24 protein-coding genes, 13 tRNA genes and 1 other RNA gene are annotated in these 26,756 nt (G+C 62.3%); 34 read left to right on the forward strand and 4 right to left on the reverse strand.

What is annotated here, in order from left to right:
- Positions 1 to 46 precede the first annotated feature (46 nt).
- The 8 genes from VKT51_04320 to VKT51_04355 all read left to right on the forward strand — a co-directional run bounded on the left by VKT51_04320 (position 47) and on the right by VKT51_04355 (position 3,010).
- Positions 47 to 1,291 (forward strand): hypothetical protein, encoded by a 1,245-nt coding sequence (locus VKT51_04320; protein HLJ83390.1) that lies wholly within the window; start codon positions 47 to 49, stop codon positions 1,289 to 1,291.
- A gap of 352 nt (positions 1,292 to 1,643) precedes the next feature.
- Positions 1,644 to 1,739: transfer RNA gene (locus VKT51_04325), tRNA-Ser, on the forward strand.
- Positions 1,740 to 1,744: 5 nt separating this feature from the next.
- Positions 1,745 to 1,819: transfer RNA gene (locus VKT51_04330), tRNA-Arg, on the forward strand.
- A gap of 56 nt (positions 1,820 to 1,875) precedes the next feature.
- Positions 1,876 to 1,950, forward strand: a tRNA-Met gene (locus VKT51_04335).
- Between the two features lie 6 nt (positions 1,951 to 1,956).
- Positions 1,957 to 2,030, forward strand: a tRNA-Arg gene (locus VKT51_04340).
- Positions 2,031 to 2,058: 28 nt separating this feature from the next.
- Positions 2,059 to 2,523, forward strand: a complete 465-nt coding sequence (tadA, locus tag VKT51_04345; GenBank protein HLJ83391.1) for a tRNA adenosine(34) deaminase TadA — start codon at positions 2,059 to 2,061, stop codon at positions 2,521 to 2,523.
- 8 nt (positions 2,524 to 2,531) lie between these two features.
- Positions 2,532 to 2,623 (forward strand) — tRNA-Ser (locus VKT51_04350).
- Between the two features lie 18 nt (positions 2,624 to 2,641).
- Positions 2,642 to 3,010 (forward strand): DUF1801 domain-containing protein, encoded by a 369-nt coding sequence (locus tag VKT51_04355; protein HLJ83392.1) that lies wholly within the window; start codon positions 2,642 to 2,644, stop codon positions 3,008 to 3,010.
- Here VKT51_04355 and VKT51_04360 read toward each other — a convergent pair.
- Entirely contained in the window at positions 2,992 to 3,342 is a 351-nt protein-coding gene (locus tag VKT51_04360) for a hypothetical protein (protein ID HLJ83393.1), read from the reverse strand. The two genes, VKT51_04355 and VKT51_04360, sit on opposite strands and share 19 nt — an antisense overlap.
- Before the next feature lie 110 nt (positions 3,343 to 3,452).
- Here VKT51_04360 and VKT51_04365 point away from each other — a divergent pair, with 110 nt between their 5' ends.
- From VKT51_04365 to VKT51_04465, 21 genes are all read left to right on the forward strand, one after another.
- Positions 3,453 to 3,707, forward strand: coding sequence for a hypothetical protein (locus tag VKT51_04365; protein ID HLJ83394.1), 255 nt, complete (start codon positions 3,453 to 3,455; stop codon positions 3,705 to 3,707).
- Positions 3,708 to 3,767: 60 nt separating this feature from the next.
- Positions 3,768 to 7,340, forward strand: a complete 3,573-nt coding sequence (locus VKT51_04370) for an AAA family ATPase (GenBank protein HLJ83395.1) — start codon at positions 3,768 to 3,770, stop codon at positions 7,338 to 7,340.
- 116 nt (positions 7,341 to 7,456) lie between these two features.
- A tRNA-Ser gene (locus VKT51_04375) sits at positions 7,457 to 7,544 on the forward strand.
- A gap of 20 nt (positions 7,545 to 7,564) precedes the next feature.
- Positions 7,565 to 7,664, forward strand: an RNA gene (gene ffs, locus VKT51_04380) — signal recognition particle sRNA small type.
- Between the two features lie 124 nt (positions 7,665 to 7,788).
- Positions 7,789 to 8,271 (forward strand): DUF4446 family protein, encoded by a 483-nt coding sequence (locus VKT51_04385; protein HLJ83396.1) that lies wholly within the window; start codon positions 7,789 to 7,791, stop codon positions 8,269 to 8,271.
- Between the two features lie 69 nt (positions 8,272 to 8,340).
- The gene (locus tag VKT51_04390; protein HLJ83397.1) at positions 8,341 to 9,372 is read left to right on the forward strand and encodes a M23 family metallopeptidase; all 1,032 of its coding nucleotides are present in this window, start codon (positions 8,341 to 8,343) and stop codon (positions 9,370 to 9,372) included.
- Positions 9,373 to 9,479: 107 nt separating this feature from the next.
- Complete coding sequence (locus VKT51_04395) at positions 9,480 to 9,764, forward strand: YggT family protein (protein ID HLJ83398.1); 285 nt, start codon at positions 9,480 to 9,482, stop codon at positions 9,762 to 9,764.
- Positions 9,765 to 9,778: 14 nt separating this feature from the next.
- Complete coding sequence (gene lepA, locus VKT51_04400) at positions 9,779 to 11,593, forward strand: translation elongation factor 4 (protein ID HLJ83399.1); 1,815 nt, start codon at positions 9,779 to 9,781, stop codon at positions 11,591 to 11,593.
- A gap of 2 nt (positions 11,594 to 11,595) precedes the next feature.
- On the forward strand, positions 11,596 to 12,195 hold the full coding sequence (locus VKT51_04405; protein ID HLJ83400.1) for a non-canonical purine NTP pyrophosphatase: 600 nt from the start codon (positions 11,596 to 11,598) through the stop codon (positions 12,193 to 12,195).
- A gap of 561 nt (positions 12,196 to 12,756) precedes the next feature.
- Positions 12,757 to 12,829 (forward strand) — tRNA-Pro (locus tag VKT51_04410).
- Between the two features lie 223 nt (positions 12,830 to 13,052).
- A tRNA-Arg gene (locus tag VKT51_04415) sits at positions 13,053 to 13,126 on the forward strand.
- Positions 13,127 to 13,136: 10 nt separating this feature from the next.
- Positions 13,137 to 14,549 (forward strand): aspartate aminotransferase family protein, encoded by a 1,413-nt coding sequence (locus VKT51_04420; GenBank protein ID HLJ83401.1) that lies wholly within the window; start codon positions 13,137 to 13,139, stop codon positions 14,547 to 14,549.
- Between the two features lie 22 nt (positions 14,550 to 14,571).
- A complete protein-coding gene (deoC, locus tag VKT51_04425) occupies positions 14,572 to 15,444 on the forward strand; it encodes a deoxyribose-phosphate aldolase (GenBank protein HLJ83402.1) in 873 nt (290 codons plus the stop codon).
- A gap of 12 nt (positions 15,445 to 15,456) precedes the next feature.
- The gene (locus VKT51_04430; protein ID HLJ83403.1) at positions 15,457 to 16,983 is read left to right on the forward strand and encodes an aldehyde dehydrogenase family protein; all 1,527 of its coding nucleotides are present in this window, start codon (positions 15,457 to 15,459) and stop codon (positions 16,981 to 16,983) included.
- On the forward strand, positions 16,980 to 17,837 hold the full coding sequence (locus VKT51_04435; GenBank protein ID HLJ83404.1) for an aldehyde dehydrogenase family protein: 858 nt from the start codon (positions 16,980 to 16,982) through the stop codon (positions 17,835 to 17,837). Before VKT51_04430 ends, VKT51_04435 begins: the two co-directional genes overlap by 4 nt.
- A gap of 37 nt (positions 17,838 to 17,874) precedes the next feature.
- Positions 17,875 to 17,951: transfer RNA gene (locus tag VKT51_04440), tRNA-His, on the forward strand.
- A 38-nt stretch (positions 17,952 to 17,989) separates the two neighbouring features.
- Positions 17,990 to 18,061: transfer RNA gene (locus VKT51_04445), tRNA-Lys, on the forward strand.
- A gap of 47 nt (positions 18,062 to 18,108) precedes the next feature.
- Positions 18,109 to 18,184 (forward strand) — tRNA-Lys (locus VKT51_04450).
- Between the two features lie 90 nt (positions 18,185 to 18,274).
- A complete protein-coding gene (locus tag VKT51_04455) occupies positions 18,275 to 18,733 on the forward strand; it encodes a BON domain-containing protein (GenBank protein HLJ83405.1) in 459 nt (152 codons plus the stop codon).
- Positions 18,733 to 19,008, forward strand: coding sequence for a hypothetical protein (locus tag VKT51_04460; protein HLJ83406.1), 276 nt, complete (start codon positions 18,733 to 18,735; stop codon positions 19,006 to 19,008). Before VKT51_04455 ends, VKT51_04460 begins: the two co-directional genes overlap by 1 nt.
- A 19-nt stretch (positions 19,009 to 19,027) precedes the next feature.
- Positions 19,028 to 19,109: transfer RNA gene (locus VKT51_04465), tRNA-Leu, on the forward strand.
- 15 nt (positions 19,110 to 19,124) lie between these two features.
- Here VKT51_04465 and VKT51_04470 read toward each other — a convergent pair.
- On the reverse strand, positions 19,125 to 19,253 hold the full coding sequence (locus tag VKT51_04470; protein HLJ83407.1) for a hypothetical protein: 129 nt from the start codon (positions 19,251 to 19,253) through the stop codon (positions 19,125 to 19,127).
- A gap of 114 nt (positions 19,254 to 19,367) precedes the next feature.
- Here VKT51_04470 and VKT51_04475 point away from each other — a divergent pair.
- From VKT51_04475 to clpX, 4 genes are all read left to right on the forward strand, one after another.
- Positions 19,368 to 19,442 (forward strand) — tRNA-Gly (locus VKT51_04475).
- Between the two features lie 121 nt (positions 19,443 to 19,563).
- Positions 19,564 to 20,880: a trigger factor gene (gene tig, locus VKT51_04480; protein ID HLJ83408.1), complete on the forward strand. Its 1,317-nt coding sequence runs from the start codon at positions 19,564 to 19,566 to the stop codon at positions 20,878 to 20,880.
- 13 nt (positions 20,881 to 20,893) lie between these two features.
- Complete coding sequence (locus VKT51_04485; protein HLJ83409.1) at positions 20,894 to 21,517, forward strand: ATP-dependent Clp protease proteolytic subunit; 624 nt, start codon at positions 20,894 to 20,896, stop codon at positions 21,515 to 21,517.
- Positions 21,518 to 21,532: 15 nt separating this feature from the next.
- Positions 21,533 to 22,795 (forward strand): ATP-dependent Clp protease ATP-binding subunit ClpX, encoded by a 1,263-nt coding sequence (gene clpX / locus VKT51_04490; GenBank protein ID HLJ83410.1) that lies wholly within the window; start codon positions 21,533 to 21,535, stop codon positions 22,793 to 22,795.
- Positions 22,796 to 22,935: 140 nt separating this feature from the next.
- On the opposite strand, the gene VKT51_04495 is transcribed toward clpX, so the two are convergent.
- Both VKT51_04495 and VKT51_04500 read right to left on the reverse strand, forming a co-directional pair.
- On the reverse strand, positions 22,936 to 24,144 hold the full coding sequence (locus VKT51_04495) for a S53 family peptidase (protein HLJ83411.1): 1,209 nt from the start codon (positions 24,142 to 24,144) through the stop codon (positions 22,936 to 22,938).
- A gap of 204 nt (positions 24,145 to 24,348) precedes the next feature.
- Entirely contained in the window at positions 24,349 to 25,542 is a 1,194-nt protein-coding gene (locus VKT51_04500; GenBank protein HLJ83412.1) for a S53 family peptidase, read from the reverse strand.
- Positions 25,543 to 25,757: 215 nt separating this feature from the next.
- Here VKT51_04500 and VKT51_04505 point away from each other — a divergent pair, with 215 nt between their 5' ends.
- Entirely contained in the window at positions 25,758 to 26,726 is a 969-nt protein-coding gene (locus VKT51_04505) for a pyridoxal-phosphate dependent enzyme (protein HLJ83413.1), read from the forward strand.
- Positions 26,727 to 26,756 lie beyond the last annotated feature (30 nt).

Consider the following 26,756-nt stretch of genomic DNA (forward strand, 5'->3'; position numbering starts at 1 on the left):
CGGTGTTACAATGAAAAACGATTTATAGCACGAGAGGGCTTCTTACATGAGACTCATGCGTTCGTTTATCGCGTTGGCGATCGTCGGCATGGCGGCCGGATGTAGCGGTGCGCATTTCGTCGTGCCTCAGGCCGGGCAACGTGGCGGGCTGTATCAGCCGTCTGTTGTGCAAAAGGGGAAGGCTCCCACGAATTGGACCACGTTTAGCCCGCCGAATTCGGGTGGACTTTACGTCGACGTCGTTGTCGGACCGGACAAAGCCATCTGGTTCACGGAAGGGAACTTCGAAAAACTTACGCGCGTGACGATGGGCGGCACGGCCAAGCTCTTCTCGTCTGCCGTTGTCGCGGGCTACATCGCGGTGGGCGCAGACAAGAAATTCTACGTCACAAATGCGGCTTTTGCACAGATCGGCACCGTCACTGTCAACGGTGTGAGCAAGGCATTCACGGTGCCGAGCGGCGATCTGCCGTCCGGTCTCACCCTCGGTCCCGACAACAACGTGTGGTTTGTGGAAAGCAATCATGTCGGGAAGATCACGAAATCGGGCGTCATCACGGAATATGCGCTCCCGACTCAACGGGTCAACGTCGGCGCGATAACGGCCGGGTCCGATGGTAAACTTTGGTTCACCGAGTATAGCGGGATGAAGATCGGCTCGGTGACGACAAGCGGAACGGTGAAAGAATATTCACTTCCAGCGTCGCCGCAATGCAATCCGCGAGGCATCGTCGCAGGCCCGGACCACAACCTCTGGTTCCGCTGCGGCTCCAACGTCGGGCGGATCACGACAAGCGGCGTGATCAAACTCATACCGGCTCCGGATACCGGCAATAACGCGCTCGAAGATATGGCGATCGGACCCGACGGCAATCCTTGGTTCACGGGCGACGGCACCGCGATCCATGAGATCGACACAAAAACGCTCAAGATCACGGATTACACCCCGCCGAACATCGGCTACTCGAACTACACGCTGGTCACCGGTCCCGACAAAAACGTATGGGTTGGCGCGTATCAGAACGTGATCAACGTGTACATCCCGCACCCGCTCACCGTCGCGCCGAAAAGCATCGCCTTCACGGCGATCGGCCAGATGAGCACGCTGACCGCTACTCAGAGCGGCACGAACGCGTGGACGGCTACGAGCAGCAACTCGAATGTCGCATCGGTGAAGCAAGGCTCCGCCGCGGATAAGTTCATCGTGACGTCCGTAGGCTCGGGTCACGCGACGGTCACGATCAACGACGCGATTGGCAACAGCTTCAGCGTGAAGGTCACGGTGCCCTGACAAGAGTCGTTCCGTGCTGCGCGCCGAACGCGCGCGACAAGACACCGTGAGAGCGAAAGTCGGGGAGGGATGGAACCCGAAGCGCCGCGTTTGCTGTTATGCTAACGGGCGGTGGGTGAACCCGGACACGTTCTCAACATCGTTCGCGCAACAGCGATGGGTCACAGTAGACAGTCGGTGACGGAGGGCAACTTGGACGCCGCACCAGCGTTGGACCCGGCGGTTGCTGATGCGATAGACCGAGCGTTCGCGAATCCGCTAGCAAATACGTTAGCATCTCGCGGAAGGGACGCACAGAAGAGAAATCAGGAAGGCGAGAAAAGCCTTACCGTACAATGATTGTATACAGTTCGGAGAGATGGCCGAGTTGGCTGAAGGCGGCGGTTTGCTAAACCGTTATAGTGCTGTCAAAGCGCTATCGAGGGTTCGAATCCCTCTCTCTCCGCCAGTCGTGCGCTCGTAGTTCAGCTGGATTAGAATGCCAGACTACGAATCTGGAGGTCGGGGGTTCGAGTCCCTCCGAGCGCGAATCGCGGCGGTCGCCGGCTCAAGCGGGCTGGCGACCGTTTCAAACTATAGTGCCTGCCTCGGTAGCTCAGTGGTAGAGCAGGGGACTCATAAGCCCTTGGTCGCAAGTTCGAGTCTTGCCCGAGGCACCATATAGTGCGCCCGTAGCTCAACTGGATAGAGTGTCGGCCTCCGAAGCCGAAGGTTGGTGGTTCGAGCCCACTCGGGCGCGCTCCATATTTGCGAATGCGAGGAACGAAATCGCCGATTCCGCCGCGTTCATGCGGATGGCCCTTGATCTTGCGCGCATCGCAGGTTCGCGAGGCGATGTTCCGGTCGGCGCCATCGTCGTCCGCGGCGAAACGGTTCTCGGGTCGGGCTTTAACGAGAAGGAGGCCGAGAACGACCCGACCGCGCACGCGGAGATCGGTGCGCTGCGTCAGGCGGCTGCGAAAATCGGGAGCTGGCGACTCGCCGACGCGACGCTGTATGTGACAAAAGAGCCCTGCGTCATGTGCGCGGGTGCCTGCGTCGCCGCGAGGATCGAGCGATTGATCTATGGCTGTGACGACCCGAAAGGCGGCGCAGCGGGATCGGTTTTCGACCTTACGAATAGCCCGCGGCTCAATCACCGCATCGCTGTGGAGAAAGGAGTGCTTGCGGACGAATCGAGCGAACTGTTGCGCGCGTTCTTCCAGGGGAAGCGCCTGCGCGACGATGCGTAGTCAAAGATGGAGAGGTGGCAGAGTTGGTTGATCGCGCTCGCCTCGAAAGCGAGTAACGGCTCAAACCCGTTCGTGGGTTCGAATCCCACCCTCTCCGCCAGATTGGAAAACCCATCAGATGCCGATGTCGCGCAAAACCGCCAAGACGATTGACGAATACATCAAAGCGTTTCCCGCCGACGTGCGCGAGCGTCTGGTGAAGATGCGCGAGACGATCCGCAAAGCGGCGCCGAAGGCCGAAGAAGCGATCTCGTATCAGATCCCGACATTCAAATTCAACGGCAATCTCGTGCACTTCGCCGCGTTCAAACATCATATCGGATTCTATCCGACGTCATCGGGCACGCGAGCGTTTCAAGACGAACTCGCCCCGTACAAGTGGGCGAAGGGTTCGGTGCAGTTTCCGCTCGACAAACCAATTCCATACGCGCTTGTGAGACGGATCGTCAAATTTCGACTGAAAGAGAATCAGGCGAAGAAGAGATAGTCGCCATTCGTGCCGCGGCGATCCAGGAGCGGCCCGTCCTTGAAGAGCTGCAACGCAGAGCGTCGCTGGTGTGGGAAGAATACCGCGAGGCCCTGCTCGCTCATCCTGACGCGATCGACCTTCCGGCGGAACAGATCGAGAGCGGCCGGGCATTCGTCGCGGAGCTGCAGGGGATAGTCGTTGGGTTTAGCGTCGTGCTGCGCCGTCACGATGGCGATGCCGAGCTCGACGGTCTGTTCGTTGAGCCATCTCGCTGGAAGCGAGGCATCGGCAAAGCACTTGTCCAGGACGCCGCACGCTTTGCCGTGTCTGAAGGAGCTCGCGCGCTCCACGTTGTGGCCAATCCGCGGGCTCTCGGATTCTACGAGGCGTGCGGCTTCGAGCGGATCGGCGAAGCGTCAACCCGTTTCGGCATCGGCTACATTATGCGCAAGGAATTGGGTTGAACGAGGCTTGGACGCCTGGCGGACGGGGTCTGCCTATACTCAACGACATGGAGCGACGAGACCATCGATTTGTCGTGCATGTCTGGTATGAGACGGGTGGCCGGTCCGATGGCCAGTGGCGCGGTGCCGTCGAGCATGTGGGCCACGACCGCCGGCTGTACTTCTCCTCGTTCGGCGACCTGACGGACTTCATCAACGCCAGGATCGGCGAACCGGTCCTCCCGGCGCCGGAGCGCAGTGGGGAGACATGAAAAACCGTTCAAAGCCCTGAATAGGCGGTAACGCGCGAACCGCCGATCGGGGTGCCGCCGATGACCGCGACGACCACATCGCCGTCGCTGAAAATTTATCTGCTCGGTCAGCCGCGCTTTGCTCGTGCGGGTGAACCCTACCGGTTTGCGGCGCCTCCCAAGGCGCTTTCGCTCGTCGCCTACCTGCTCGTGCACCGCTCGGCCCCGCTGTCGCGAGAGAAACTCGCCTTCACGCTGTGGGAAGACGATACCGAGGACGATGCTCGGGCAAATTTCCGGCGTCATCTCCATCACGTCCAAAAAGCGCTGCCGGCTGCGCCTCCCGGCGTGCCGTGGATCATCGCCGATGCCGAAAGCGTGCAGTGGAATCCCGCGTCAGACTATTGGCTCGACGCCGCGGAATTCGATCGTCTGGCGAAGGTGTCGGCCAGCCGAACCGAAGCAGTCGAGGTATATGGCGGCGACTTGCTGGACACGCTGTACGATGAATGGCTGTTGCCCGAACGCGACCGCCTGCGCAACCTCTATCTCGCCACCCTCGCAGAACTGCTGATCGAAGCGCGCGGCCGCCGCGACTTCAGCGGCGCGGTCGCTCTCGCTCAACGAATCCTGACGAGCGACCCCTGGCGAGAAGACACGCTTCGACAGCTCATGGCGGTCCGTTACGAGAGCGGTGATCGTGCCGGCGCGCTCGCCGCATATCAGTCGTTCGATCGCCGCCTGCGCGATGAGATGAACGTCGAGCCTATGCCCGAGACATCGGTGCTCAAAGACGTGATCCTCCGCAACGCGCCGCTCGCCGACAGCTTGAACTTGGCGCCGCCCGACGGGTTCCACGCCTCTCGCGATGACGGCCTGTTGCTCCCATTCGTTGGACGCGGCGACGAAATGGAAAGACTGCGGATGTCGTGGAGCCGCGCGGCGCGCGGCCGCGGCAGCGTCGTGATGATCGTCGGCGAGGCCGGGATCGGCAAGTCGCGGCTTACATCAGAGTTCGCGTTGGCGGCGGGAGCGCAGGGCGCGCGCGTGATGTCCGGCACGACCACGTATCCGGAGTCCGCCCCGTATCAATCGATCGCGGAGAGCCTGCGCAGCGTCGCGCCGCTGCTCGCGTCGCTCAATGTCGAGCCGATGTGGCTCGGAGTTATGGCGCATGCCGTGCCGGAATTGCGCGCGCGCCGCCCGGATCTTCCGACGCCGCCGCCGGTCGAACCCGAACGCGAGCGGATCCGGCTGTTCGAAGCGATGGCGAAGTGCTTTGAGCAGCTCGCCCGGCCGCGACCGCTGCTCATCGTCCTTGAAGACGTGCACTGGGCCGGCGAGACGACGATCGCTGCGCTTGGATTTCTCGCGCGGCGCATCACACAGCTGCCGATCCTCGTCATCGTCTCGTATAGAGACGAAGAAGCCCCGCGATCGCACCCGCTGCGGCGGCTGCGTGCGGAGCTTCAGGAGGCGAAGACCGTCGCGGTGATCGCGCCGCGTCCGCTCGACCGATCGGCAGTCCAGGACATCGTGAGCCGCGTGCCTGCGCTCGCGGAGCGCGGCGCGGAACTCGCGCATACGCTCGTCGAGCGCAGCGCGGGCAATCCGTTGTTTCTCGCGGAGGTCATCCGCGATCTTGTCGAACGCCCGGCGGAATTTGGCGCCGAGCCGCCATCGAGCGCCAAGCATGTGATCGCCGCACGTGTGGATCGGCTCCCGGAACAGGCGCGCGCGCTCGCCGACGTCGCCGCCATCGTCGGGCAAGGCTTCAATATGGATCTGGTGCGCGACGTCGCCGGCTGGAGCGAGAACGAAGTCTTCGACGCCTTGGGCGAGCTGATCGACCGGCACATCGTGAAAGAAACGGGCGGACGAAGCGGCTATGCGTACTCGTTCTCGCACCATCTGATCCAGCGGGCGATCTATGCCGGCGTCGCGCCTAATGTCAGGACTCGCTGTCACCGGCACATCGCGCGCGCCCTCGAGGAGACGTATGCGCATCGCGCGGGTCAGTTCGCATCCGACATCGCTCATCATCACGATCGAGGGAACGAGCCCGAGAAGGCCGCCGCCGCGTATCTCGCCGCGGCGCGCCACGCGCAGGAAGTCTACGCGTATGATGAGGCGCTTTCGCACGTGCGGCGCTGTCTCGATCTCGCCAAGGACGCGACGACGCGCTTCGAAGCGCTTGGTCTGCGCGAGCGCATCGGCGCGCGGCGCGGCGATCGCGAATCGCAGCGCACGGATCTCATCGAACTGACGGAGCTTGCGACGCAAAGCGGCGACGCCCGCGCGCGGGCCGACGTGCTGCGACGCAAAATCGCGCTGGCACGCGCGCTTGGCGAGCGCGAAGAAGAGCGGCGACTCATCGAAGTGTTTGAAAAGGAGGTCGAGCCAAGCGATGACCTATCGCTGCGCGCTGAAGCGAAGCTGATCAGGGCTGCCTTCGAGATGCTCACCGGCGATAGCACCCGGGCAAACCGCGCCGCAAATGAATCGCTGGCGTTCTATCGCAAGGCCGGCGATGCGACGGGTCAGATAGAGGCGCGGTGCAGAATCGTCGAAATAGCGACGGAGACGGGTGCCTTTGACGAGGCATCCGCGATTTTTCGGGAGGTGCGCTCATCGCCCGAAGGCGTGCGCAATCCCGGGATCGTGGCGCGAGCGATGATGTCGGTGACGTACGGTGCTCTTATGGAGCAGCGTTACGACGTCTGCCGGTCGCTCGCCAAGGAAGCGCGCGAGCTGTACAAGACGATCGGCGATCGCGAGGGCGAGGGCGACGCTATCGCGCGCCAAGCGTCGGGGGCGGCGCGCATGTCGCTCATGCACGAAGCGCTCGCCTGTCACGCAGAGGCTGCAGAGATCTATGCCGCGATCGGAAAGCGGCAAGGTCTTGCGGGCGTTCTCGTCAACGGCGGCATTCTCAGCGTAAAAGTCGGGCTGTTCGATGACGCGGACCGGTCGCTTCGAGCTGCGCTCGGGCATTTCCACGATCTGAAGGACCTGCGGGGTCAGGCCGCCTGTACGATCAACCTGAGTTACTTAGCGTTGCTTCGCGGTGATGCGGCAGAAGCGCGGCTCCAAGCACTCGCCGCCATCGAACATGCGCGTTCGGCTGGTCATGCCGTCTATGAAGCCGCCGCATTAGGCAACCTTGGCGCGGCGGAGCGCGACCTCGGAAACCTCACGCAGGCGATCGCGCACATGAAGGAAGGGCTGGCGATCCGGCGTCGCCTGACGCGTCCTGCCGATTTCGCGGACGACATTTCGCATTTGATCTGCGCGCAGCTCTTGGTCGGCGACCTTCAAGCCGTGCGCGAGCTCAACGTCGAGTTGGCGAGCGCGCTGTCGGGCGAAACGACGACAATATTCATGCCGCAATTCGCACATTGGACGTCGGCGAGAGCGTACCGCGCACTGGGTGACAAGAAGGCCATGAACGCCGCGCTCGAGCAAGCGAACGCGATACTGGACGAGCAAGCCGCTCTCATCGACGGCGCCCCAGAGCGCGCTACCTATCTCTCGCTGCAGGTGAATCGGGAAATACGGAGCGCTTTCAACGATGGTCGTTGGCCGGATTCGGCCGCCGCGAGGGCAGTTTCAACGGGACGTGCGAAAGTGCGGCGCGCGCGCGCGAAGACCTGACGCACACGCGTCGCGCGGCTGTCCATAAAGGCCCGCCCTACACCGCGCGTTGAAACGGGCGAGGCGTGAAACCGCGACGGTCGACCGTGCAGGTCGACCGCTTTCGTTCCGCGCGCGGAGAGGTGCTGGAGTGGTCGAACAGGCACGCCTGGAAAGCGTGTAGGCGTCACAAGCGTCTCGAGGGTTCGAATCCCTCCCTCTCCGATCGCATGGGAGGCGTTGACGGCCAGGGCCCGCGCGACGAAAACCCGCTAACCCCGTCAGGACCGGAAGGTAGCAGCGGCATGTGGGACCTTTCGAGCGCCGCGGTCGTCTCTGGCCCGAGCCTCCCCTTATCGAGACCGTGCGCATGTGACAGCGCTCGCATATCTGGGACGCGCCAACGCGCGTAGCACACCGGGCAGGAAACGACCTGCGACCGATTCGAAAGCACGAGGAGGCCGGCGTCATGACGGACGCATTTCGATTGTTTCTCGACGGCCTGGCGGTTGGTGCGGCAAGTCCGCAATTCGCAGCCGCCGCGGTATTCGCCGTCTTGGCGATAGCCGCGTATCATTGGGGCGTCGCGCGTCCTCGGTTCGGAGCGGTCAGAAGCAGGTCGGAGCCTGCGCTGTCCGCAGAGATCCCGGACCTCCAGGCACTGCGCAGCCGGCTCGCCGCTGTGGAATCGCGCGCGGGACGCGCCCTGCAACATGTCGGGTTCGTGCGGTTTAACGCGTTCCCCGACGTCGGATCAGAGCTATCGTTTGCGCTCGCCGTTATCGACGGGCGCGGCGACGGATACCTCGTGTCGAGCATCTACTCGCGCGAGGAAGTCCGGACGTACGCCAAGGCGGTGCGTGGCTTCTCCGCTGACAAAGAGGTGAGCAACGAAGAGCGAGCGGCACTCGGCCAGGCTCAGGAACAGGCTGGAAAGCGCACGCCTTCGTAAGGCCGGCGCCGCGTGATGCGGCACAGGCTGCCTCTTTTCGAATCTTGCGAACGCCAGAGGTAGTCCTTAGTGAAGATAAATTTCTTCTCGCCGCACAAGCGGCTGCTCATCAAGATCATTCCGCACCATACGGAATCGATCTACAAGCTCGAGATCTCGCACATGCATCTCGCGATCGGGGCGGCTTGCACGCTGCTCCTGAGCGCCGCCTTGATGATGTCCCACGTCGGCGCCGTTCGCGCTGCCGAAGCGAAAGTGATGACCTTGCAGCGCGTCGATGCGCAGCAGAGCCGTCAGCTCGTCGACATGTCAAGGCAGACACAGTCGATGTGGAAGCGGCTCAAACTTCTGCAGCAGAACGAGAAAGAGATCCGCACCTTGAGCGGGATCGGCGACAAGAAGACGATAGGCCACGCGACGCCTCCCAAAGCGGCGCCCGCCGGGACCGCCGCCTCGGCTTCGTCGACCTCGCCGGCAACATCGCACGTCCGGCCTATGGCCGCGGTCCGCACCACATCGTCGCCGATCTGGGGTGCGATCGCGGCGTGGCTCACGCAAGGCCGCGAGGGCGGCTCGGTGACATTTGCGAGTGAGTCGGCGCAGTTGATGCAGCTCAACGCGCAGCTGAACCAAGTCTGGGTCGATGAAGCGTTGCTCCGAGCCGACGCCCAAGCCGCCGCCGATGCTCGCGTCGCAGCATCGGTCGCACACCAGCGCTATCTCGATGCGATTCCGTCGCTCTGGCCGACCGAGGGATACGTCTCGTCAGGCTTTGGTTATCGCACATACCCCGATGTGGGTTTCCACCCTGGTCTGGACATCGTGAACGATTACGGCGCGCCGGTGTATGCGACCGCAAGCGGCACGGTGCAAGCGGCCGGATGGGATGGCGGGTACGGTTACAAGATCGAAATCGATCACGGCAACGGCCTCGTGACGTGGTATGGGCACAATTCGCGCCTGCTCGTGAGCGCAGGGCAGACGGTTCGTAAGGGCCAAGAAATTGCGGAGATCGGGGCGACCGGTTTCGCGACCGGACCGCACTGCCATTACGAGATCTTGCAATGGGGCACGCCGATCGATCCGACGCCGTACCTCTAGTGGCGCGTAGGGTGCATCCGGCGACACAGTAGTCCGGCCCGAGGCCAATGCTAGTCCAGGTGCGGTCGACCGACGAGGTCGGCCGCCCGTTTTTTTGCGGGAGCAGCGTGAACCCAAGCTCTTCGTCCGACCATCTGATCTGCACGCTCTTCGCTATGGCGCGCATCGTGCTCAACGCGGAGGCGATCGCCATCGTCGCCCGCGTGATCACCTCGTGGTTGCCCGACTTACCGGCATGGATACCGACGCTGCTGCGGCGGTTGACGGACGGTGCGCTCCTGCCGTTCCAGACGCTGATCCCGCTGATCGGCGGTCTGGATTTCTCACCGATGGCCGCCATTCTTGTCCTGCAAGCGATCGTCCATTACGTGCCTGTATGTCCCACCGGTTGAGTCCCTTGGGTCACGTGAGCCACGGCCGCGCGAATCCGTTCGTGCGGAATTTCTGCATCATCGCGCACATCGATCACGGCAAGACGACGCTCTCCGACCGTCTTCTCGAGATGACGGGAACGCTCGCGAGCCGCGAGATGGAAGAGCAAGTGCTCGACTCGATGGATCTCGAGCGGGAACGCGGCATCACGATCAAGGCACATCCGGTCACGCTGAACTACCAAGCGGACGACGGCAACGTCTACGATCTGAATCTCATCGACACGCCGGGGCATGTGGATTTCTCGTACGAAGTGTCGCGGTCGCTCTCCGCGTGCGAAGGCGCGCTTCTCGTGATCGATGCCGCCCAAGGCATCGAAGCGCAGACGCTCGCGAACTTCTATCTCGCCACGGAGGCGAAGCTCGAGATAATCCCGGTCATCAACAAAATCGACCTTCCGGCGGCTGATCCAGATGCGGTGATCCGCGACGTCGAGGATACGCTGCTCATCGAAAAGGAGCGCTGCATCAAGGCGTCCGCCAAAGAGGGCGTCGGGATCAAGGAGATCCTAGAGGCGATCGTCCGCCTCGTCCCGGCTCCGGTCGGCAACCCCGATCGGCTCCGAGCTTTGGTGTTCGATTCGTTCTTCGACTCGTATCGAGGCGTGATTCTTTACGTACGGGTCGTGGATGGCGCGCTCGAGCAGGGCACGCGCATCCGCTCGATGGCGGGCGACACGATTTTCGAAGTGCTCGAGGTGGGGACGTTCAGGCCGCGCATGGTGATGTCGAAGCGCCTTGGGATCGGCGACGTGGGCTACGTCATCGCGAACATCAAGGCCGTTTCTGATATCGGCGTGGGCGACACGTTGACCGGTGCCGACGCGCCTGCGCACGTGCCGCTGCCCGGCTACCGCAAAGTCACGCCGATGGTCTACTGCGGGCTGTATCCGAATGAAGGCGACGACTACGGCGATCTGCGCGATGCGCTAGAGAAGCTGAAGCTCAACGACGCCGCGCTCTCGTTCGAGCCGGAGTCTTCCATGGCGCTCGGGTTCGGGTTCCGCTGCGGATTCTTGGGTCTGCTGCACATGGAGATCGTGCAAGAGCGGCTGGAGCGCGAGTACGATCTATCCTTGATCGCGACATCGCCGTCCGTCGTCTATCACGTGCTCACCACCGCCGGCGAACATCTCTCGATCGACAATCCGGCGAAGCTGCCGCCCCTGCCGACCATCGCGATCATGGAAGAGCCCTACGTCAAGGCGTCGATCATCACGCCTGCGGAATATATCGGCGCGATCATGGATCTGTGCCAATCGCGGCGCGGCACGATGATCTCGATGGATTATATCTCTCCTTTGCGCGTGATCTTCGTCTACGAATTGCCGTTGGCCGAGGTGATCGTCGATTTCTTCGATCAGTTGAAATCGCGGACCAAGGGTTACGCTTCCATGGACTACGAGGTCATTGGCTACAAGCCGGGCGATCTCGTAAAGCTGGACATCCTGTTGAATGCGGAGTCCGTTGACGCGCTTTCTTTTATCGTGCATCGCGACAATGCGCCGTCGTGGGGGCGGCAGCTCACCGAACGGTTACGGGAGGTCATCCCGCGCCAGATGTTCGACGTGCCGATCCAAGCGGCGATCGGCAACAAGATCGTGGCGCGTGAGACGGTCAAAGCGATGCGCAAGAACGTGCTTGCCAAGTGCTACGGCGGCGACATCAGCCGCAAGCGCAAGCTGCTCGAGAAGCAGAAAGAAGGTAAGAAGCGCATGAAGCAAGTCGGCAACGTCGAGCTGCCGCAAGAGGCGTTCATGGCCGTGCTGAAGCTGGAGCGCGGACTTTAAAGGTGTTCCTCGATCGCGACGCCATCGTGACCGTCGCGACCGGGAATGCCGGCAAATTGCGCGAGCTTCTGCGCTTGTGGGGCGCTGCGCCGCCTGTGTTGGCCGCCCCGGGTCCTTCGTATGTTGAGGTGGCCGAGACGGGAGCGACTTACGAAGACAACGCGCTGCTGAAAGCGGTCGCGCTTTCGGAGCGTATCGGCGCGCCGGCGCTTGCCGATGATTCCGGCATTGAAGTGGAAGCGCTTGGCTGGGGCCCGGGCGTTTTGTCGGCCCGCTCGCCATCTCCTGAATCCTCATGGCAGGAGCGCAATGCGCACATCATCGCGGCGTGTGATGCGTTCGGCGATTCTTTTCGCCGAGCGCGCTTCGTCTGCGTCTGCGCGCTGGTCGTGCCGGGTTTTTCGCCGCTCTTCGCGCGCGGCGAAGTCGAGGGGTCTATCGCGCGCGCGCCGGCCGGCGATGCTGGATTCGGTTATGACCCGATCTTCGTCTACCCACCTTTTGGTTCGACGTTTGCGCAAGCGGGAGAAGAGAAGAAGGATTCGGTCTCGCATCGTGGTCGAGCGGTGCGCGCAATGCGAGAATTGTTGCGGAACGGCTAACGCCGAAATTATTTTGTCTCACGGTCCGCATGACTATTGACTAGCGAACGCTCGTGCGTGATGAGCGGGCATGAAACAATTGAGGTTGCCCGTCCTCGAAATTCAATATAAGCGGTGCCCGAATTGCGGTCACATCAAGCCGTGGTCAGCATTCTCGTCGCGTCAGGCTGGGGAGTTTCTGCCGGTCTCATATTGTCGCACGTGTCAGCGCGCTTACAGTAAAGCTCACTACCAGGCAAATCGAACGACTCATCTTCGCAGGCGATATGAGAACGGTCTGAAGGAGAGAACCGCGAAGCGGGAATTGATGTGGCGTTACCTGGAGGGTCATCCGTGTGTCGACTGCGGAGAGAGTGACATAGTCGTTTTGGAGTTCGATCACGTGCGCGGGCCAAAGCTAGGCGAAATAAGCGTCTGGGTCTATAAGCGCTTTTCGCTTGAACGCTTTAAACGTGAGATAGAGAAATGCGTCGTGCGGTGCGCAAACTGTCACCGTCGAAAGACAGCCGTCCAACTGAAGTGGAAGGTAGCGACTCGGAGCGGCGCTGAATCATCAAGTTACGGGCGGTAGCTCAGGTGGTAGAGCGGTGCCTTTGGGAGGCACAGGTCGCACGTTCGATCCGTGTCCGCCCGATCCCAAAAGTTATGCTGGACTGGTCTGACCGCGCCCGAATCAATGTGGAATGCTTGCCGGGGGCCAGGCAGCCGGATGTCGTGCCGTCCTGACCACCGGCGTCATCGCCGCGTTCCCCATTGTCATTGTCATCTTCTTCGGTTCGCTTCCGATGGCTGCACTGACGCACGTCAAAACGTGACGAAGGATTCGCCGAGCACGCAATGGCAACGTTATTGTGCGAGCGCCCATAGCTCAGTTGGATAGAGCACCCGCCTTCTAAGCGGGTTGTCCCGTGTTCGAGTCACGGTGGGCGCGAATTTTTGCTGTGGAACATCCGGGAGACGAGTTGGCGACTACCGCGACATCGGCAGCGAAACGCGATCGAGAAATTGATCGAACGCGTCTTCGCGCATTGATGCAGAGAGAAGAAGAGCGCTTCGTCGCCGAGCATCCGAAATCGCACGCGCTCTTCGAACGCGCGAAACGGTCACTGCTCAGCGGCGTGCCCATGCACTGGATGGTGCGCTGGGCCGGCGGATTCCCGGTGTTCGTCGGAGAGGCGCACGGCGCGCGTTTTCGCGATGTCGATGGCCACGAGTACCTTGACTTATGCCTCGGCGACACCGGCGCGATGAGCGGACACTCGCCGAAAGCGGTCGTCGACGCGGTGGCGCGGCAAGCCGCGCGGGGCATCACGCTCATGCTTCCGACGGAAGATGCACTCTGGGCCGCTGAAGAATTGACACGCAGATTCGGGCTTCCGTTCTGGCAGTTCTGCCTCACCGCGACCGACGCAAACCGTTTCTCGTTACGATTGGCGCGCGCCATCACGAAGAGACCTTACGTGCTCGTCTTCAACGGCTGCTATCACGGCACCGTAGATGAGAGCTTCATCGGACTCAAACAAGGCATCCCCGCATCGCGCGCGGGGAACATCGGGCCGGCTATAGATCCCATCCTGACAACCAAAGTTGTGGAGTTCAACGATCTCGACGCCCTCGAAAAAGCGCTCGCGCCTGGGGACGTGGCGTGCGTTCTCGCTGAACCCGCGCTCACGAACGTCGGCATCGTCTTGCCGCAGCCCGGCTTCCACCAGGGACTGCGCGAGATAACGCGCCGCACTGGAACGCTGCTCATCATCGACGAGACGCATACGATCTGCGCGGGTCCAGGCGGTTCTACGCGCGCCGACTCGCTCGATCCCGACTTCCTCGTGATCGGCAAGACGATCGCAGGCGGCGTGCCGGCTGCGGCTTACGGCTTCACCCCCGAGGCCGCACAGAAGATCGAAGCGCTGATCGAGAGCGACTCGAGCGATAGCGGCGGGATCGGCGGAACGCTCGCGGCAAACGCGCTCTCCCTCGCCGCCGTGCGCGCCACGCTCGAACACGTGCTGACGGACCAAGCCTTCGACCAGATGATCGCGAACGGCAAGCGATTCGCAGACGGCGTTCAGAACGCGATCGACAAGGCGGCGGGCCTTGCGTGGCACGTCACGCGCCTCGGCTGCCGTGCAGAATATCTCTTCAGGGCCGCGCCGCCGCGCAATGGCGGAGAAGCACAAGCGGCCGGTGACGCCGAACTTGACCGCTTCATGCACCTCTACGCCTTGAACCGCCGCATCGTGTTGACGCCTTTCCATATGATGGCCTTGATGTCGCCCGCCACGACCGCCGACGACGTCGACGAGCACACGCGCGTCTTCGAGTCGGCGATCGCGGAACTTGTGGCACAATGACGGGCGAAATAACACCGGCATGATGACCGTTGATGCCGTCGGCCTCGAAGAACGCGCCGCGGACCTGGCCAAGCGAAGCATCAAAAAGCATGCGAAGATCCAAGGTCTGCGCATTGCGATCGGCTGCATCGACCTCACGACGCTCGAGGGCAAGGACACGCCAGGACGCGTCGCACAGCTCTGCCGCAAGGCCCTGACGCCGGACGCGCGGGATCTCTCGCTGCCGCACGTCGCAGCCGTCTGCGTCTACCCATCACTCGTCGGCACAGCGAAAAAAGCTTTGCAAGGCGCAGAGGTCAAGGTGGCTTCCGTCGCGACCGCCTTCCCATCGGGGCAATCCAGCATCGCGGTCAAGCTCGAAGAGACGAAAGAAGCGGTCGCCGACGGCGCCGACGAGATCGACATGGTGATCGACCGCGGCGCATTTCATGCCGGCCGCTATCGCGACGTCCGCAGCGAGATCGAAGACGTGAAACGCGCGTGCGGGCCCGCGGCGCTCAAGGTCATTCTCGAAACTGGCGAACTCGGGACCTACGACAACGTCAGACGGGCTTCCGAGCTGGCGATGGAAGCTGGCGCGGACTTCATCAAGACGTCCACCGGCAAAATCGCACCGGCCGCGACGCTGCCGGTGGCGCTCGTCATGCTGCACGCGGCGCGCGACTTCGAGCGGCGCACCGGCCGGCGCGTCGGCGTGAAAGTCGCGGGCGGCATCCGCACGGCAAAGCAGGCGCTGCAATATCTGGTGATCGTCAAGGAGACATGCGGCGACGACTGGCTCTCTCCGGCGTGGTTTCGCATCGGCGCCAGTTCTTTGCTCAACGACATCCTCATGCAGCTTTGGAAGGAACGCACGGGCGCGTATCAATCAGATGAATACTTCACAAAAGACTAGAGGCCGCAAGACTTGACGCAAGCGAGGAAGACCAAAACGGCGATCCGTCCGGCGAATGGCAGGCTTGCGATGACCGCGCCTTCGGACCTCGCGCGCCTCGACGCGTGGGAATATGCACCGGCCCCGGAAGCGCGCGATTACCTTGCGATTAAGCCCCGCTACGAGCTCTTCGTCGGCGGGCGATGGCAGAAGCCCAAAAGCGGCCGCCACTTCGCCACCATCAATCCCGCGACCGAAGAGACGCTCGCCGAAGTCGCTCAGGCGGACGCGGCCGATGTCGATCGCGCGGTTGCCGCCGCTCGAACGGCATACGAGAAATACTGGCGACGCTGCCCGCCCGCGCATCGTGCAAAATACCTCTTCCGCATCGCCCGTGCTATCGCAGAACGCAGTCGCGAACTCGCCGTCTTGGAATCAGTCGACGGCGGCAAGCCGATCAAAGAGGCGCGCGATTTTGACGTGCCCCTTGCCGCGCAGCATTTCTTCTATTATGCCGGCTGGGCGGATAAACTCGAGTGGGCGTTTCCAAACACAAATCCGAGGCCGCTCGGCGTCGCCGCCCAGATCATCCCGTGGAATTTTCCGCTGCTCATGGCCGCATGGAAGATCGCGCCGGCGCTGGCGTGCGGCAACACCGTCGTGCTCAAACCCGCGGAGACCACGCCGCTCACGGCGCTCAGACTGGCGGAGATCATCGAGCAAGCCGATCTTCCACCGGGCGTCGTGAACATCATCACCGGTGCGGGCGCCACGGGCGCGGCGCTCGCGGGCCATCGCGGCGTGGACAAAGTGGCGTTCACCGGCTCGACGGAAGTGGGCAAAGAGATCGCCCGCGCGTGCGCGGGCACAGGCAAGCGGCTCACGCTCGAACTCGGGGGCAAAGCGGCGAACATCGTCTTCGATGACGCGCCGCTCGAACAAGCAGTCGAGGGTATCGTCAACGGCATATTTTTCAACCAAGGCCACGTCTGCTGCGCTGGATCGCGCCTGCTCGTACAAGAATCCGTCCACGATGTCGTGGCCGAATTGCTCCACCGGCGAATGCAGACGCTGCGCGTCGGTGATCCGCTCGACAAGAACACCGACATCGGCGCGATCAATTCCGCCGCTCAGCTCTCGAAGATCGAAGAGCTCGTGCGATCAGGAGACGACGACGGCTGCTCGCGCTTTCAGACAGAATGCGACTTGCCGGCGCGCGGCTTCTGGTATCGGCCCACGTTTTTCACCGGCGTCTCGATGTCGCACCGCATCGCGCAGGAGGAGATTTTCGGCCCAGTGCTCTCCGTGCTGACATTCCGCACGCCCGACGAAGCGGTGGAGAAGGCGAACAACACCCCGTACGGACTTTCCGCAGGCGTGTGGACGGACAAGGGGAGCAAGAACTTCAAGATCGCGTCGCAGCTGCGGGCGGGCGTGGTCTGGTCGAACACGTTCAACAAGTTCGACCCGTCGTCACCGTTCGGGGGCTATCGCGAGAGCGGCTTCGGGCGCGAAGGCGGGATACACGGTCTGCTTCCCTATATCGAGGCGAGACCATGACGTCGCGCGTCGCTGTCCGCAAGACGCTCAAGCTCTACATCGCCGGCGCGTTCGTGCGCTCGGAGTCGGGTCGAACGATCGCCGTTCGGGGCGCTGATGAATCCGTCAATGTCGCGCTCGCGAGCCGCAAGGACGTGCGGGATGCCGTTCGGGCGGCGCGCGGTGCATGGCCAGCCTGGCGCGACCGCAGCGCTTACAATCGCGGGCAGATCCTCTACCGGTTGGCTGAGATGATGGAATCGCGCCGGGCTCAGTTGATCGACGCATGCCGCGCGGCCGGATTGACCGCGCGCGTCTCTGAGAAGGATGTAGACGAGGCGATCGACGCGACGTGCTGGTACGCCGGTCTCAGTGACAAAATCGAGCAGATCTTTTCGACAAAAAACCCGGTGAGCGGCCCGCATTTCAATGTCAGCACGCCCGAGTCTACGGGTGTTGTCGGCGTCGTCGCTCCCAACGCGCGCGGCATCGCGGGGCTGATCGCCGCGGTCGTACCACCGCTCTGCGGCGGTAACGCGGTGGTATGCCTAGCGTCAGACGCCGACCCGTTCGGCGCGGTCGCGCTGGCTGAATCGGCCGCGACGTCCGATTTTCCCGCGGGCGTCCTCAACATACTGACCGGCAGGCGATCTGCGACCGCACCGCATCTCGCTGCGCACATGGACGTCAACGCACTCGGCCTTTGGGACTGCGCGTCGCAAGAGCGCCGGGAATTGGACATCGCAGCCAGCGCGAACGTGAAGCGAGTCGCGGGCTACGGCGCAGCCGATCGATCGGTCGCGCAGATGCGCAACCCATATCATGTCGTCGATTTTCTCGAGATCAAGACGACATGGCATCCGGCCGGACTGTAGGGCGTCTCGCGCGGCGCGCCGAAACGGCGCATACGCGGTGAGTGTAGCTCATTTGGTTAGAGCGCCGGTCTGTGGCACCGGAGGTAGGGGGTTCAACTCCCCTCACTCACCCCACGCGCTTGCTGCTGCCCTCACGGCGATCGCCTCGTCGAGCCCCGTTAGCTCAACGGTAGAGCATCCGGCTTTTAACCGGGTGGTTCCGAGTTCGAATCTCGGGCGGGGCACATTCACTTGTCATGGCGACCTGATTTCGATATAATCTTTCGCGCATGCGTCGTTAGCTCAATTGGTAGAGCAGCAGACTCTTAATCTGTTGGTTGGGGGTTCGATTCCCTCACGACGCACCATCGCACAAACGGTTCGACCCGCATCACATCACGCGTCGGCCGTCGGAGGCGGAAGGACTCCCGCCCCGCCCGCGAAAACGCGCAATCGTCATGGATCGTAGAGGACTCGGACTGCTCGGCGCGTTCGCTCTGGGCGCTGCCGCGGGCGTCATCGCTTCCCCACCTTCGGCACGTTTCGCACTGACGGTACGCGTCCGCGAGCGCAGCGCGCAGCTGATCGATCTCGCCCGCGAGCGAATGGCGAATTGGGCCGCGGCCTATCCAGACCTGTTCGATTCGATCGCAGACATGAGCACTGCGCTGCTGCAGGCGATCCGCATGCCGTGGAGCGACAGCCCGACCGAGCGCTTGAAGTCCGCGTTCGCAGCGCACGTCTCACTCAGCCAGCGCGCGATTTGGGTGGACGCGTTCGGCTCCACGCTCTTGCTGCATGGTCTCGTCGAAGACGATGAGGAATGGCGGCACGCCGATATGCTCGCGCGCCAGATGTCGCCCGACGGATCCGTCCGCAATCTGCTGCAAGTCCGGCGCGCAGCGGAAACCGAATAGTGCGGGGTCTGCGGCTCCGCTACCGACGCGACATCGACTGCACGGGATTGGAATGCCACATCCGCTTAGCAGGCGAAGGCGAGACGTCGGATGCGGTAAACCCGGACGGCAGCGCCGTCGCGACGCCCGGTTTCAACTTTCAAAATTCGAGCTTCGAGCTGACCTGTGCGTCCGGTCACCAGACGATCGTCTATTTTCCAAAGGACGTGATGTTGCTCAAGAGCGTCGCCGACAGCGGAGATAAGACCGGTCCGCCAGCGGTCTTGCGGCACTAACCGCGGCTTCTTTTTGTTTGGGCACGTGGCGAAATTGGCAGACGCGCCGGATTTAGGTTCCGGTGGGGCGACCCGTGAAGGTTCGAGTCCTTTCGTGCCCAGCAGTCATGACGACGTCAATGCGAATGCGGGGGCGCCGGCGGTCCTATCTCTCGAACTCGCACGACGGTGATCCAGAGAAACGTCGAAAGAAAGATGACGCCGCCCACTATCAGCACCGTCGCGACTAGCGCGGTATCCGTCATGAGCCGTGGATTCCTACTTCGCGGAATCATTCCCCGCAAGGAAATCCTCCTCGCTCGCCTAACCTGCAAACCGGTCAGAAAACGTCGGCGAAAGCCGACGTTTCCGCGCGACGCGCGGAAGTAGCTCAGTGGTAGAGCATCGCCTTGCCAAGGCGAGGGTCGCGAGTTCGAATCTCGTCTTCCGCTCCAGCACCGAAACGTTTCACTCGCGATCCGTCATGACAACGGCCGCGTTTCATATGCCAGGATAGCCTGCAAAAGCGCACGAAGGCCGCCTGCCCGCATCTTCGGAGGTTGGTCCGCACTTTTCGTGAGCGCTACGCTTCGCAAACTCGAACCCACGATCGTCGAACTCGATATCGCGGTATCCGAAACGGATTTCGACGCTGCGCGCCAGCGCGCGTTTCAGAAGCTCCTGAAGAACTATCGCGTGCCGGGATTCCGCCCGGGAAAGATCCCGCGCGGAATATTCGAGCGTCACATCGGCGCGGAGACGATCGAGCATCAGGCGGTCGAGGATGTCGTGCCCGATGCCTACACGCGAGCGCTCAAAGAGCACAACCTCGTGCCGGTGGAGCATCCGCACTTCGATCTTGAAAAGGTCGACGAAGGCAAGAGTCTGCGCATCAAGGCGGTGGTGGCAGTGCGGCCGGAGATCGCGCTCGCCGATCACAAAGGCATCACAGTCGAGCGGCCGGCGATCGCGGTCACCGACGACGAGGTGGAGCGCAGCCTGCAGGCGTTGCGTCGCCGCGCCTCTCAACTTCAACCAGTCTTGGACCGGGGTGTCGCCAACGGCGACGTCGTGACGCTCGACTACGAAGGCTCGATCGACGGCGAACCATTCAATGGCGGCTCGGCAAAGGACCACACGACAGAAGTGGCGCCGGAAAAGTTCGTTCCAGGATTCATGGAACAACTGATCGGCGCGCGGCCCGGCGAAAAGCGCTCGGTCACAGTGAGCTTTCCGCCCGACTATCATGCCGAACACCTGCGGGGCAAGGAAGCGACCTTCGAGGTCTCCATCCGCGCGCTTCAGACGCCGGTGCTTCCCGAGCTGGACGATAATTTTGTCGCGGCGGTCTCGGATGCGCAGACGCTCGACGCTTTGCGCGAGGACATCCGCAAACGGCTGCTCGCGGCCGCCGAGGCACGCGCTCGCGAACAGGTCCAGCGCTCGCTGCTCGATCGCCTCGTCGCGATGCACGACTTCCCGCTTCCCGCCGTCCTCGTGAACAATGAGATCGACAGTCTCGTCGCGGATGCGAAGGGCTACATGCAGCGCATCGGCCGGCCGTGGGAAGAATACTTGGCAGCCAAGGAAGTCGACGAAGAGGGCTTGCGCACGGAGTATAAGGTAGAGGCCGAACGCCGCGTGCGAACTTCGCTGCTGCTCGAAGAGATCGCAAAAGCGGAAGCGATCGAAGTGACGACGAGCGATCTCGAGGCCGAGCTTGCGCAGCTCGCGCGTTCGTATGGCCTGTCGCGCGATTCGCTACTGCAAATGATCCGCAAGAACACCGGCTTCGGGCCGCTTATCGATTCCGTGCGCAAGCAGAAGACCATCGATCATCTGGTCGCGCAAGCTACGATCGTCGACGCCCCGGCCGCCATGGCGGGACGATAGGAGACGCTGAGAAATGGGACATCTGGTGCCGATGGTCGTCGAGCAGACGGCGCGCGGCGAACGAGCCTTCGATATCTACTCACGGCTGCTGAAGGAGCGGATCATATTCGTCGGCTCCCAGATCGACGATAGCCTCGCCAATCTCATCATCGCACAACTTCTATTCCTCGAAAAAGAAGATGCCGATAAAGATATCGAGATGTACATCAATAGTCCCGGCGGGAGTGTGACCGCCGGCCTTGCCATCTACGACGCGATGCAGCTCGTCAAACCCGATGTGGCCACGCTCGTCGCCGGCATGGCGGCAAGCGCGGCTTCCATCCTGCTGACGGGCGGCACCAAAGGCAAGCGCGCCGCGCTTCCAAACTCGAAGGTCCTCATCCACCAGCCATGGATCTCGCAGATCGGCGGCCAGGCGACGGATATAGAGATATATGCACGTGATCTCACCGCCACCCGACGCCGATTAGCGGAGATCTATGTGGCTACCACGGGGCAGCCGATCGACCGAATCGAACGCGATATGGAGCGAGATTACCACTTGACCGCCGAGGAAGCAGTGGACTACGGCCTCGTGGATTCGGTCATGAGCCGGCAGTCGCGCGAGACCCTAACGTCGAAGCCCACGGCCACCTAGGGAAGCGAGGCGGCGTTGTTTCGGTTCGGGGACGAAAAAGGTCAGCTCAAGTGCAGCTTCTGCGGCAAGTCGCAGGAGCAAGTGCGCAAGCTCATCGCGGGCCCCGGCGTGTACATCTGCGACGAGTGCATAGAGCTCTGCAACGAGATCATCGAGGAAGAGCTCTACAAAAACGTCGATGAGAATCTTCGGCTGCGGAATATTCCCAAGCCGAAAGAGATCAACCACATCCTCAATCAGTACGTGATCGGCCAGGACCGGGCGAAGAAGAGCCTAGCGGTCGCCGTCTATAATCACTACAAACGGGTGAACTCCACGCAAAGCGGCTCGGACGACGTCGAACTGCACAAGAGCAATATTCTGCTCGTCGGCCCGACCGGATCCGGCAAGACGTACCTTGCGCAGACGCTCGCGAAGATCTTGGACGTGCCGCTCGCCATGGCCGATGCCACGTCGTTGACCGAAGCGGGCTACGTCGGCGAAGACGTCGAGAATATTCTTCTGAAGCTCATTCAAGCCGCGGACTACGACGTCAAGCGCGCGGAAAAGGGCATCGTCTACATCGACGAGATCGACAAGATCGCGCGCAAGAGCGAAAACCCATCCATCACGCGCGACGTATCAGGCGAGGGCGTGCAGCAGGCGCTGCTCAAGATCTTAGAAGGCACGACCGCGAACGTGCCGCCTCAAGGCGGGCGCAAGCATCCGCATCAAGAGTTCATACAGATAGACACCACGAACGTCTTGTTCATCTGCGGCGGCGCTTTTGACGGCCTCGAGCGCATCGTCGACAGCAGAGTATCGGATCAGAGCTTGGGCTTCCGGGCCGTCCCCGAAAGCAAGTCCGAGAAACGGACTGGCCGGCTGCTGCAGCAGATGATGCCCGAAGATCTGCTCAAGTTCGGCCTGATCCCCGAGTTCATCGGTCGTCTGCCGATCATGGTGACGTTGGATCCGCTGGACGACCTAGCGCTGCGCCGTATTCTCACCGAACCGCGCAACGCTCTTGTCCGCCAGTACCAGAAGATATTCGCGATGGACGGCATCGAGCTGAGCTTCACAAAAGAAGCGCTCGCGGCGATCGCTCAGCGCGCTCAGACGCGCAAGACCGGAGCGCGCGGGTTGCGTTCGATCATAGAAGAAGTGATGCTGGACGTGATGTACGATCTGCCGTCGCTGACGAACGTCAAGAAGTGCGTCATCAATAAAGAAGTGATCGACGGCCAACAGCAACCGGTGCTCATCCCCGGCCCTGCCACGAAGGACGTCCCCGCTTAGCCTCTTGCTTCGGCTTTACCCCGAAGGGGCCGACGCTAAGTCGGCCCATCGTATATCATGGCATCGCCGGCGACGTCGCGGCCGCGGAATAGAAGAAAGGGGCCGGCGTAAGCCGGCCCCTTCGTCTGGCAGAGCACCGATCAGAACGCGCCGACTCCGTGCGGAGTTCCGTTTCCGGTCGGCCCGTCGTAGCCGATTTCACCGGTGCACAGATACGCGGGTGAACACGATCCGTTGTTGCCCTTGGTGATATCGTACAGATTGGTCGATGCCACCTTATAGCTCTCCGAGCCGTAGGTGAGCGTGGCGCCGTTGCCGGCGAGTGCGTAGACCGACGCGATGATCGGGCTTGCGACGCTCGTGCCGCCTTCGGCTGTGAACGTGTTGTGGTACACGATCACCACGCCAGGATTCGGATCGGCTTGCGCCGAGACGTCGGCGATCGTGCGCCGCGAACAGCCGGTGTCCTTCTGCCACGTCGGCTTTGTGATGAACGCGCTGCAGCCGCTTCCCGCTCCCGGCCACACCACTTCCGTCCATTTGCGCGCATTGGTCGCTTTGTGGAGCGACGTGCCGCCGACCGCAGTGACGTATTGCGACGCTGCCGGGAATTGGGGTCCCGAACCGAATGCGCCGTCACCCGAACTGACGGTGATCATGATGCCCTTGTGCTTGTAGTGGCTTTGATCGGTCTGTTCGCCGCTGTACTCGCCGCCGCCGTAGCTATTGCTGATCTCGGTCGCCTTCAGCTTCGCGGCTTCGTCGACGGTTGCCGCCAAGTTCGCAAACGAGTTATCATTGGATTCCATCAGGATGATGTGGCATTTCGGGCAGATCGCCGAAACCATGTCCACGTCGAGGGAGATCTCGATGTCCCAGCCCGCGTTGACCGGCGGATACGGACCAGGCTGACCGAGCTGGTTCAGTTTCCGGAAGCAGCCGTTCGCGGTCGAGCAAACCGTCTCGTTGAACGTCTTGCGGTACTTCGCAAGATCGCTTTCTGCAGTGGGATCGTCGAACGCATCCACGATCGCGACCGTCTGCCCAGTTCCCGCAGTCTTCGACGGAAGATTGTACGCGGCTTGGAGCTGTGACGGCACGTATGCGGTGAACGTCATATCCGGTTGGAATCCGATGTCCGTGCGCGTCATCGACATGCAGCGCGCGTATCCCGGGTCCACGGGTCCGCAGTTCTCCCGCACGTTGCCGGGACTGCCGGTATCGGCGATGGCTTGAGCCCCGCTACCGGGCGCGTGCATCTGCGGAATGGCGCTCGTCGCACCATGACCGCAAGCCGCCAAAAGAACCGGGAGCGCCAAAAGCGCGACCGGCCGAAGGAATCGATTCATCCAGGGCCTCCTCGATCGTTGCAAATATACGACACACAGATCTCACGGCGATGCGATCGGCGATGTCTGCGCTCGGACTTTGCCGACCCGTCCGCGGCGCGCCTCTATAAGCAGGGTCCTAATTTTCGGTCCCGGCCCATTCGCACCATGAAAATAGGGCGAGCCTTGGCCCGCCCTATCTCACCTGTCTCGGCCGCGAGTGTGCTAGAACGCCTCGTCGCCGTCCGGAGTTCCGTTTCCGGTCGGTCCGTCGTAGCCTTTTTCGCCATGACAGAGGTACGCCGGCGAGCAGCTTCCGTTGCTGCCCTTCGTGATGTCGAAGAGCGCGTTGAGATGGCTGTAGCTCTCCGAGCCGTAGTTCAACGTCGCGGCATTCCCCTCGAGCGCGTAGACCGAGGCGATGATCGGGCTCGCAACACTTGTACCGCCGACACTGTAGAAGCCGCCTCGGTAGACGATTACCACGCCGGGGTTCGGATCGGCGTCGGCTGAGACATCGGCGACCGTGCGCCGGGAGCAGCCGGTGTCCTTTTGCCACGTCGGCTTCGTGACGAATGCGCTGCATCCGCTGCCCGCGCCGGACCAGACGACTTCCGCCCAGCCGCGCTTGTTCGTGGAATGCGTGAGCGTCGTTCCGCCGACCGCGGTGACGTACTGCGAAGCTGCCGGGAACTGCACGCCGTAGCCGTTATCGCCCGAGCTCGCCGTGATCATGGCACCCGGATGGTTGTAGTGTTTCTGGTCGGTCGTCTCGCCGCTGTACTCGCCGCCGCCGTAGCTATTGCTGATCGCATTCGCCTTGAGCTTGAATGCTTCATCGACGGTCGCCGCGAGATTGGCGAACGAATTGTCGTTCGCTTCCATGAGAATGATGTGGCATTTGGGGCAGATCGCCGAGACCATATCCACGTCGAGTGAGATTTCTACGGCCCAATCCTGCCTCGTTGGGTACGGGCCGGGTTTGCCTTGCTGGTTGAGTTTTTGGAAGCACTTCCCGGTGCCCGTGCAAGCCGGGAGTCCGTAGAACGATCGGTACTTGCTGAGGTCGGCCTGTGCGGTCGAATCATCGAAGGCGTCGACGATGGCGACCGTCTGCCCGGCCCCGAGCGTCGAGCTTGACAGTTTGTACGCCGATTGCAAATCCGGAGGGCCGTAAGACGTGAAGTCCGGCTCTGCGCCATTCATCGCGTTCGTGCGCAGCAGCGAGAAACAGCGCGCGAAGCCTGGAGCCACGGGGCCGCAGTTCTCGCGTACGTTCGACATCATATTGTAGCCTTGCACGCCGGCCGCGCCGGCGTTACCGGGCTGCGGCAATGCGCTCGAGACGCCATGACTGCCGCAAGCCGCTAAGAGAACGGGCAACGCCAAAAGCGCGACCGGACGAAGGAAACGTATCATCGGTGGCCTCCTCGGATGACGGCATGATGGGATAACGCGACGCGCCGGCGAGTCGAAGACCGCGGCGATATATCTGGATCAAATTCGCGTGGCTGACGGCAGCGCGCCTTTCGGCACCTAGTCCCAATTATGGTTCCAACTGTCCTGGCAAATCCGACAATGGTTGTGTTGTAGGCTAAAGGACTCACGTAGCACGGGCGCCCAAGCCGCGTCCGATGACCCTTCGGCCCACATTTTCCGACGTCATGGACGCAGCGCAACGCCTGAACGGCGTCGCCTGGCGGACGAGCGTGCTCTCGTCGCCTGCTCTCGATGCGGCCGCGGGCGCTGCCGTGTTCGTGAAATGCGAGAATTTCCAAAGCGTGGGCGCATTCAAGATACGCGGCGCGTACAACGCAATCGCCCAGCTGAGCGCTGGGGAGAAAAAGCGCGGCGTCGTCGCGTTCTCGTCGGGAAATCACGCGCAAGGCGTTGCGCTGGCGGCGCAACTCCTCGGCATCGATGCGACGATCGTCATGCCCGCCGACGCGTCAAAGGTGAAGCTCGATGCGACGCGAGCATACGGCGCGCGTGTCGTCACCTACGACCAGGCGACCGAGAATCGAGAGTCGATCGCCGCGGCGATCGTTGAAAAAAGCGGCGCGGCATTGATACCGCCGTACGATCACCTCGACGTGATCGCCGGACAGGGGACGGCGGCGCTTGAACTGTGTCAGGATGTGCTCGATCTCGACGCCGTGGTCACACCCGTCGGCGGAGGCGGACTGCTTGCCGGCACTGCAACGGCGGTCAAGGGTCTGCAGCCGAACTGCGCGGTCTACGGCGTGGAGCCCGAAGCAGGCAATGATTGGTGGCTCTCATGGCGCGAGGGGCGGCGCGTTGAGATCGCGCCGCCGAACACGATCGCGGAGGGCGTGCGGGTGACCATGCCCGGTCAATTGACCTGGGAGATCGCGCGCGAGCGGGCCGACGGCATCGTCTTGGTCAGCGATAAAGAGATCCGTAGCGCGATGCGATTTGCCGCCACGCACTTGAAAGTCGTCACCGAACCGGCCGGCGCGACGGTCATCGCCGCAGCCATGTATCGCCGTCTGCCGAAGAAGTGCGCGCGGATCGGACTTATCGTCAGCGGCGGCAACGTGGACATGCCGACGTTCGCGGCCCTTTGCGCAGAAGATGATTGAAGGCGCCGGCGCGCCACAAAAGCGCGCCCG

The sequence above is a fragment of the Candidatus Eremiobacteraceae bacterium genome (assembly GCA_035295225.1).
GTDB lineage: Bacteria > Vulcanimicrobiota > Vulcanimicrobiia > Eremiobacterales > Eremiobacteraceae > JABCYQ01.

Bases quoted from the DNA above. Each gene is read 5' to 3' on its own strand.
- VKT51_04320 (HLJ83390.1), top strand. From the start codon at position 47: ATGAGACTCATGCGTTCGTTTATCGCGTTGGCGATCGTCGGCATGGCG.
- VKT51_04505 (HLJ83413.1), top strand. From the start codon at position 25,758: ATGACCCTTCGGCCCACATTTTCCGACGTCATGGACGCAGCGCAACGC.
- VKT51_04435 (HLJ83404.1), top strand. From the start codon at position 16,980: ATGACGTCGCGCGTCGCTGTCCGCAAGACGCTCAAGCTCTACATCGCC.
- VKT51_04485 (HLJ83409.1), top strand. From the start codon at position 20,894: ATGGGACATCTGGTGCCGATGGTCGTCGAGCAGACGGCGCGCGGCGAA.
- VKT51_04495 (HLJ83411.1), bottom strand. From the start codon at position 24,144: ATGAATCGATTCCTTCGGCCGGTCGCGCTTTTGGCGCTCCCGGTTCTT.
- deoC (HLJ83402.1), top strand. From the start codon at position 14,572: ATGACCGTTGATGCCGTCGGCCTCGAAGAACGCGCCGCGGACCTGGCC.
- VKT51_04500 (HLJ83412.1), bottom strand. From the start codon at position 25,542: ATGATACGTTTCCTTCGTCCGGTCGCGCTTTTGGCGTTGCCCGTTCTC.
- VKT51_04370 (HLJ83395.1), top strand. From the start codon at position 3,768: ATGACCGCGACGACCACATCGCCGTCGCTGAAAATTTATCTGCTCGGT.
- VKT51_04470 (HLJ83407.1), bottom strand. From the start codon at position 19,253: ATGACGGATACCGCGCTAGTCGCGACGGTGCTGATAGTGGGCGGCGTC.
- VKT51_04455 (HLJ83405.1), top strand. From the start codon at position 18,275: ATGGATCGTAGAGGACTCGGACTGCTCGGCGCGTTCGCTCTGGGCGCT.
- VKT51_04355 (HLJ83392.1), top strand. From the start codon at position 2,642: ATGCCGATGTCGCGCAAAACCGCCAAGACGATTGACGAATACATCAAA.
- VKT51_04385 (HLJ83396.1), top strand. From the start codon at position 7,789: ATGACGGACGCATTTCGATTGTTTCTCGACGGCCTGGCGGTTGGTGCG.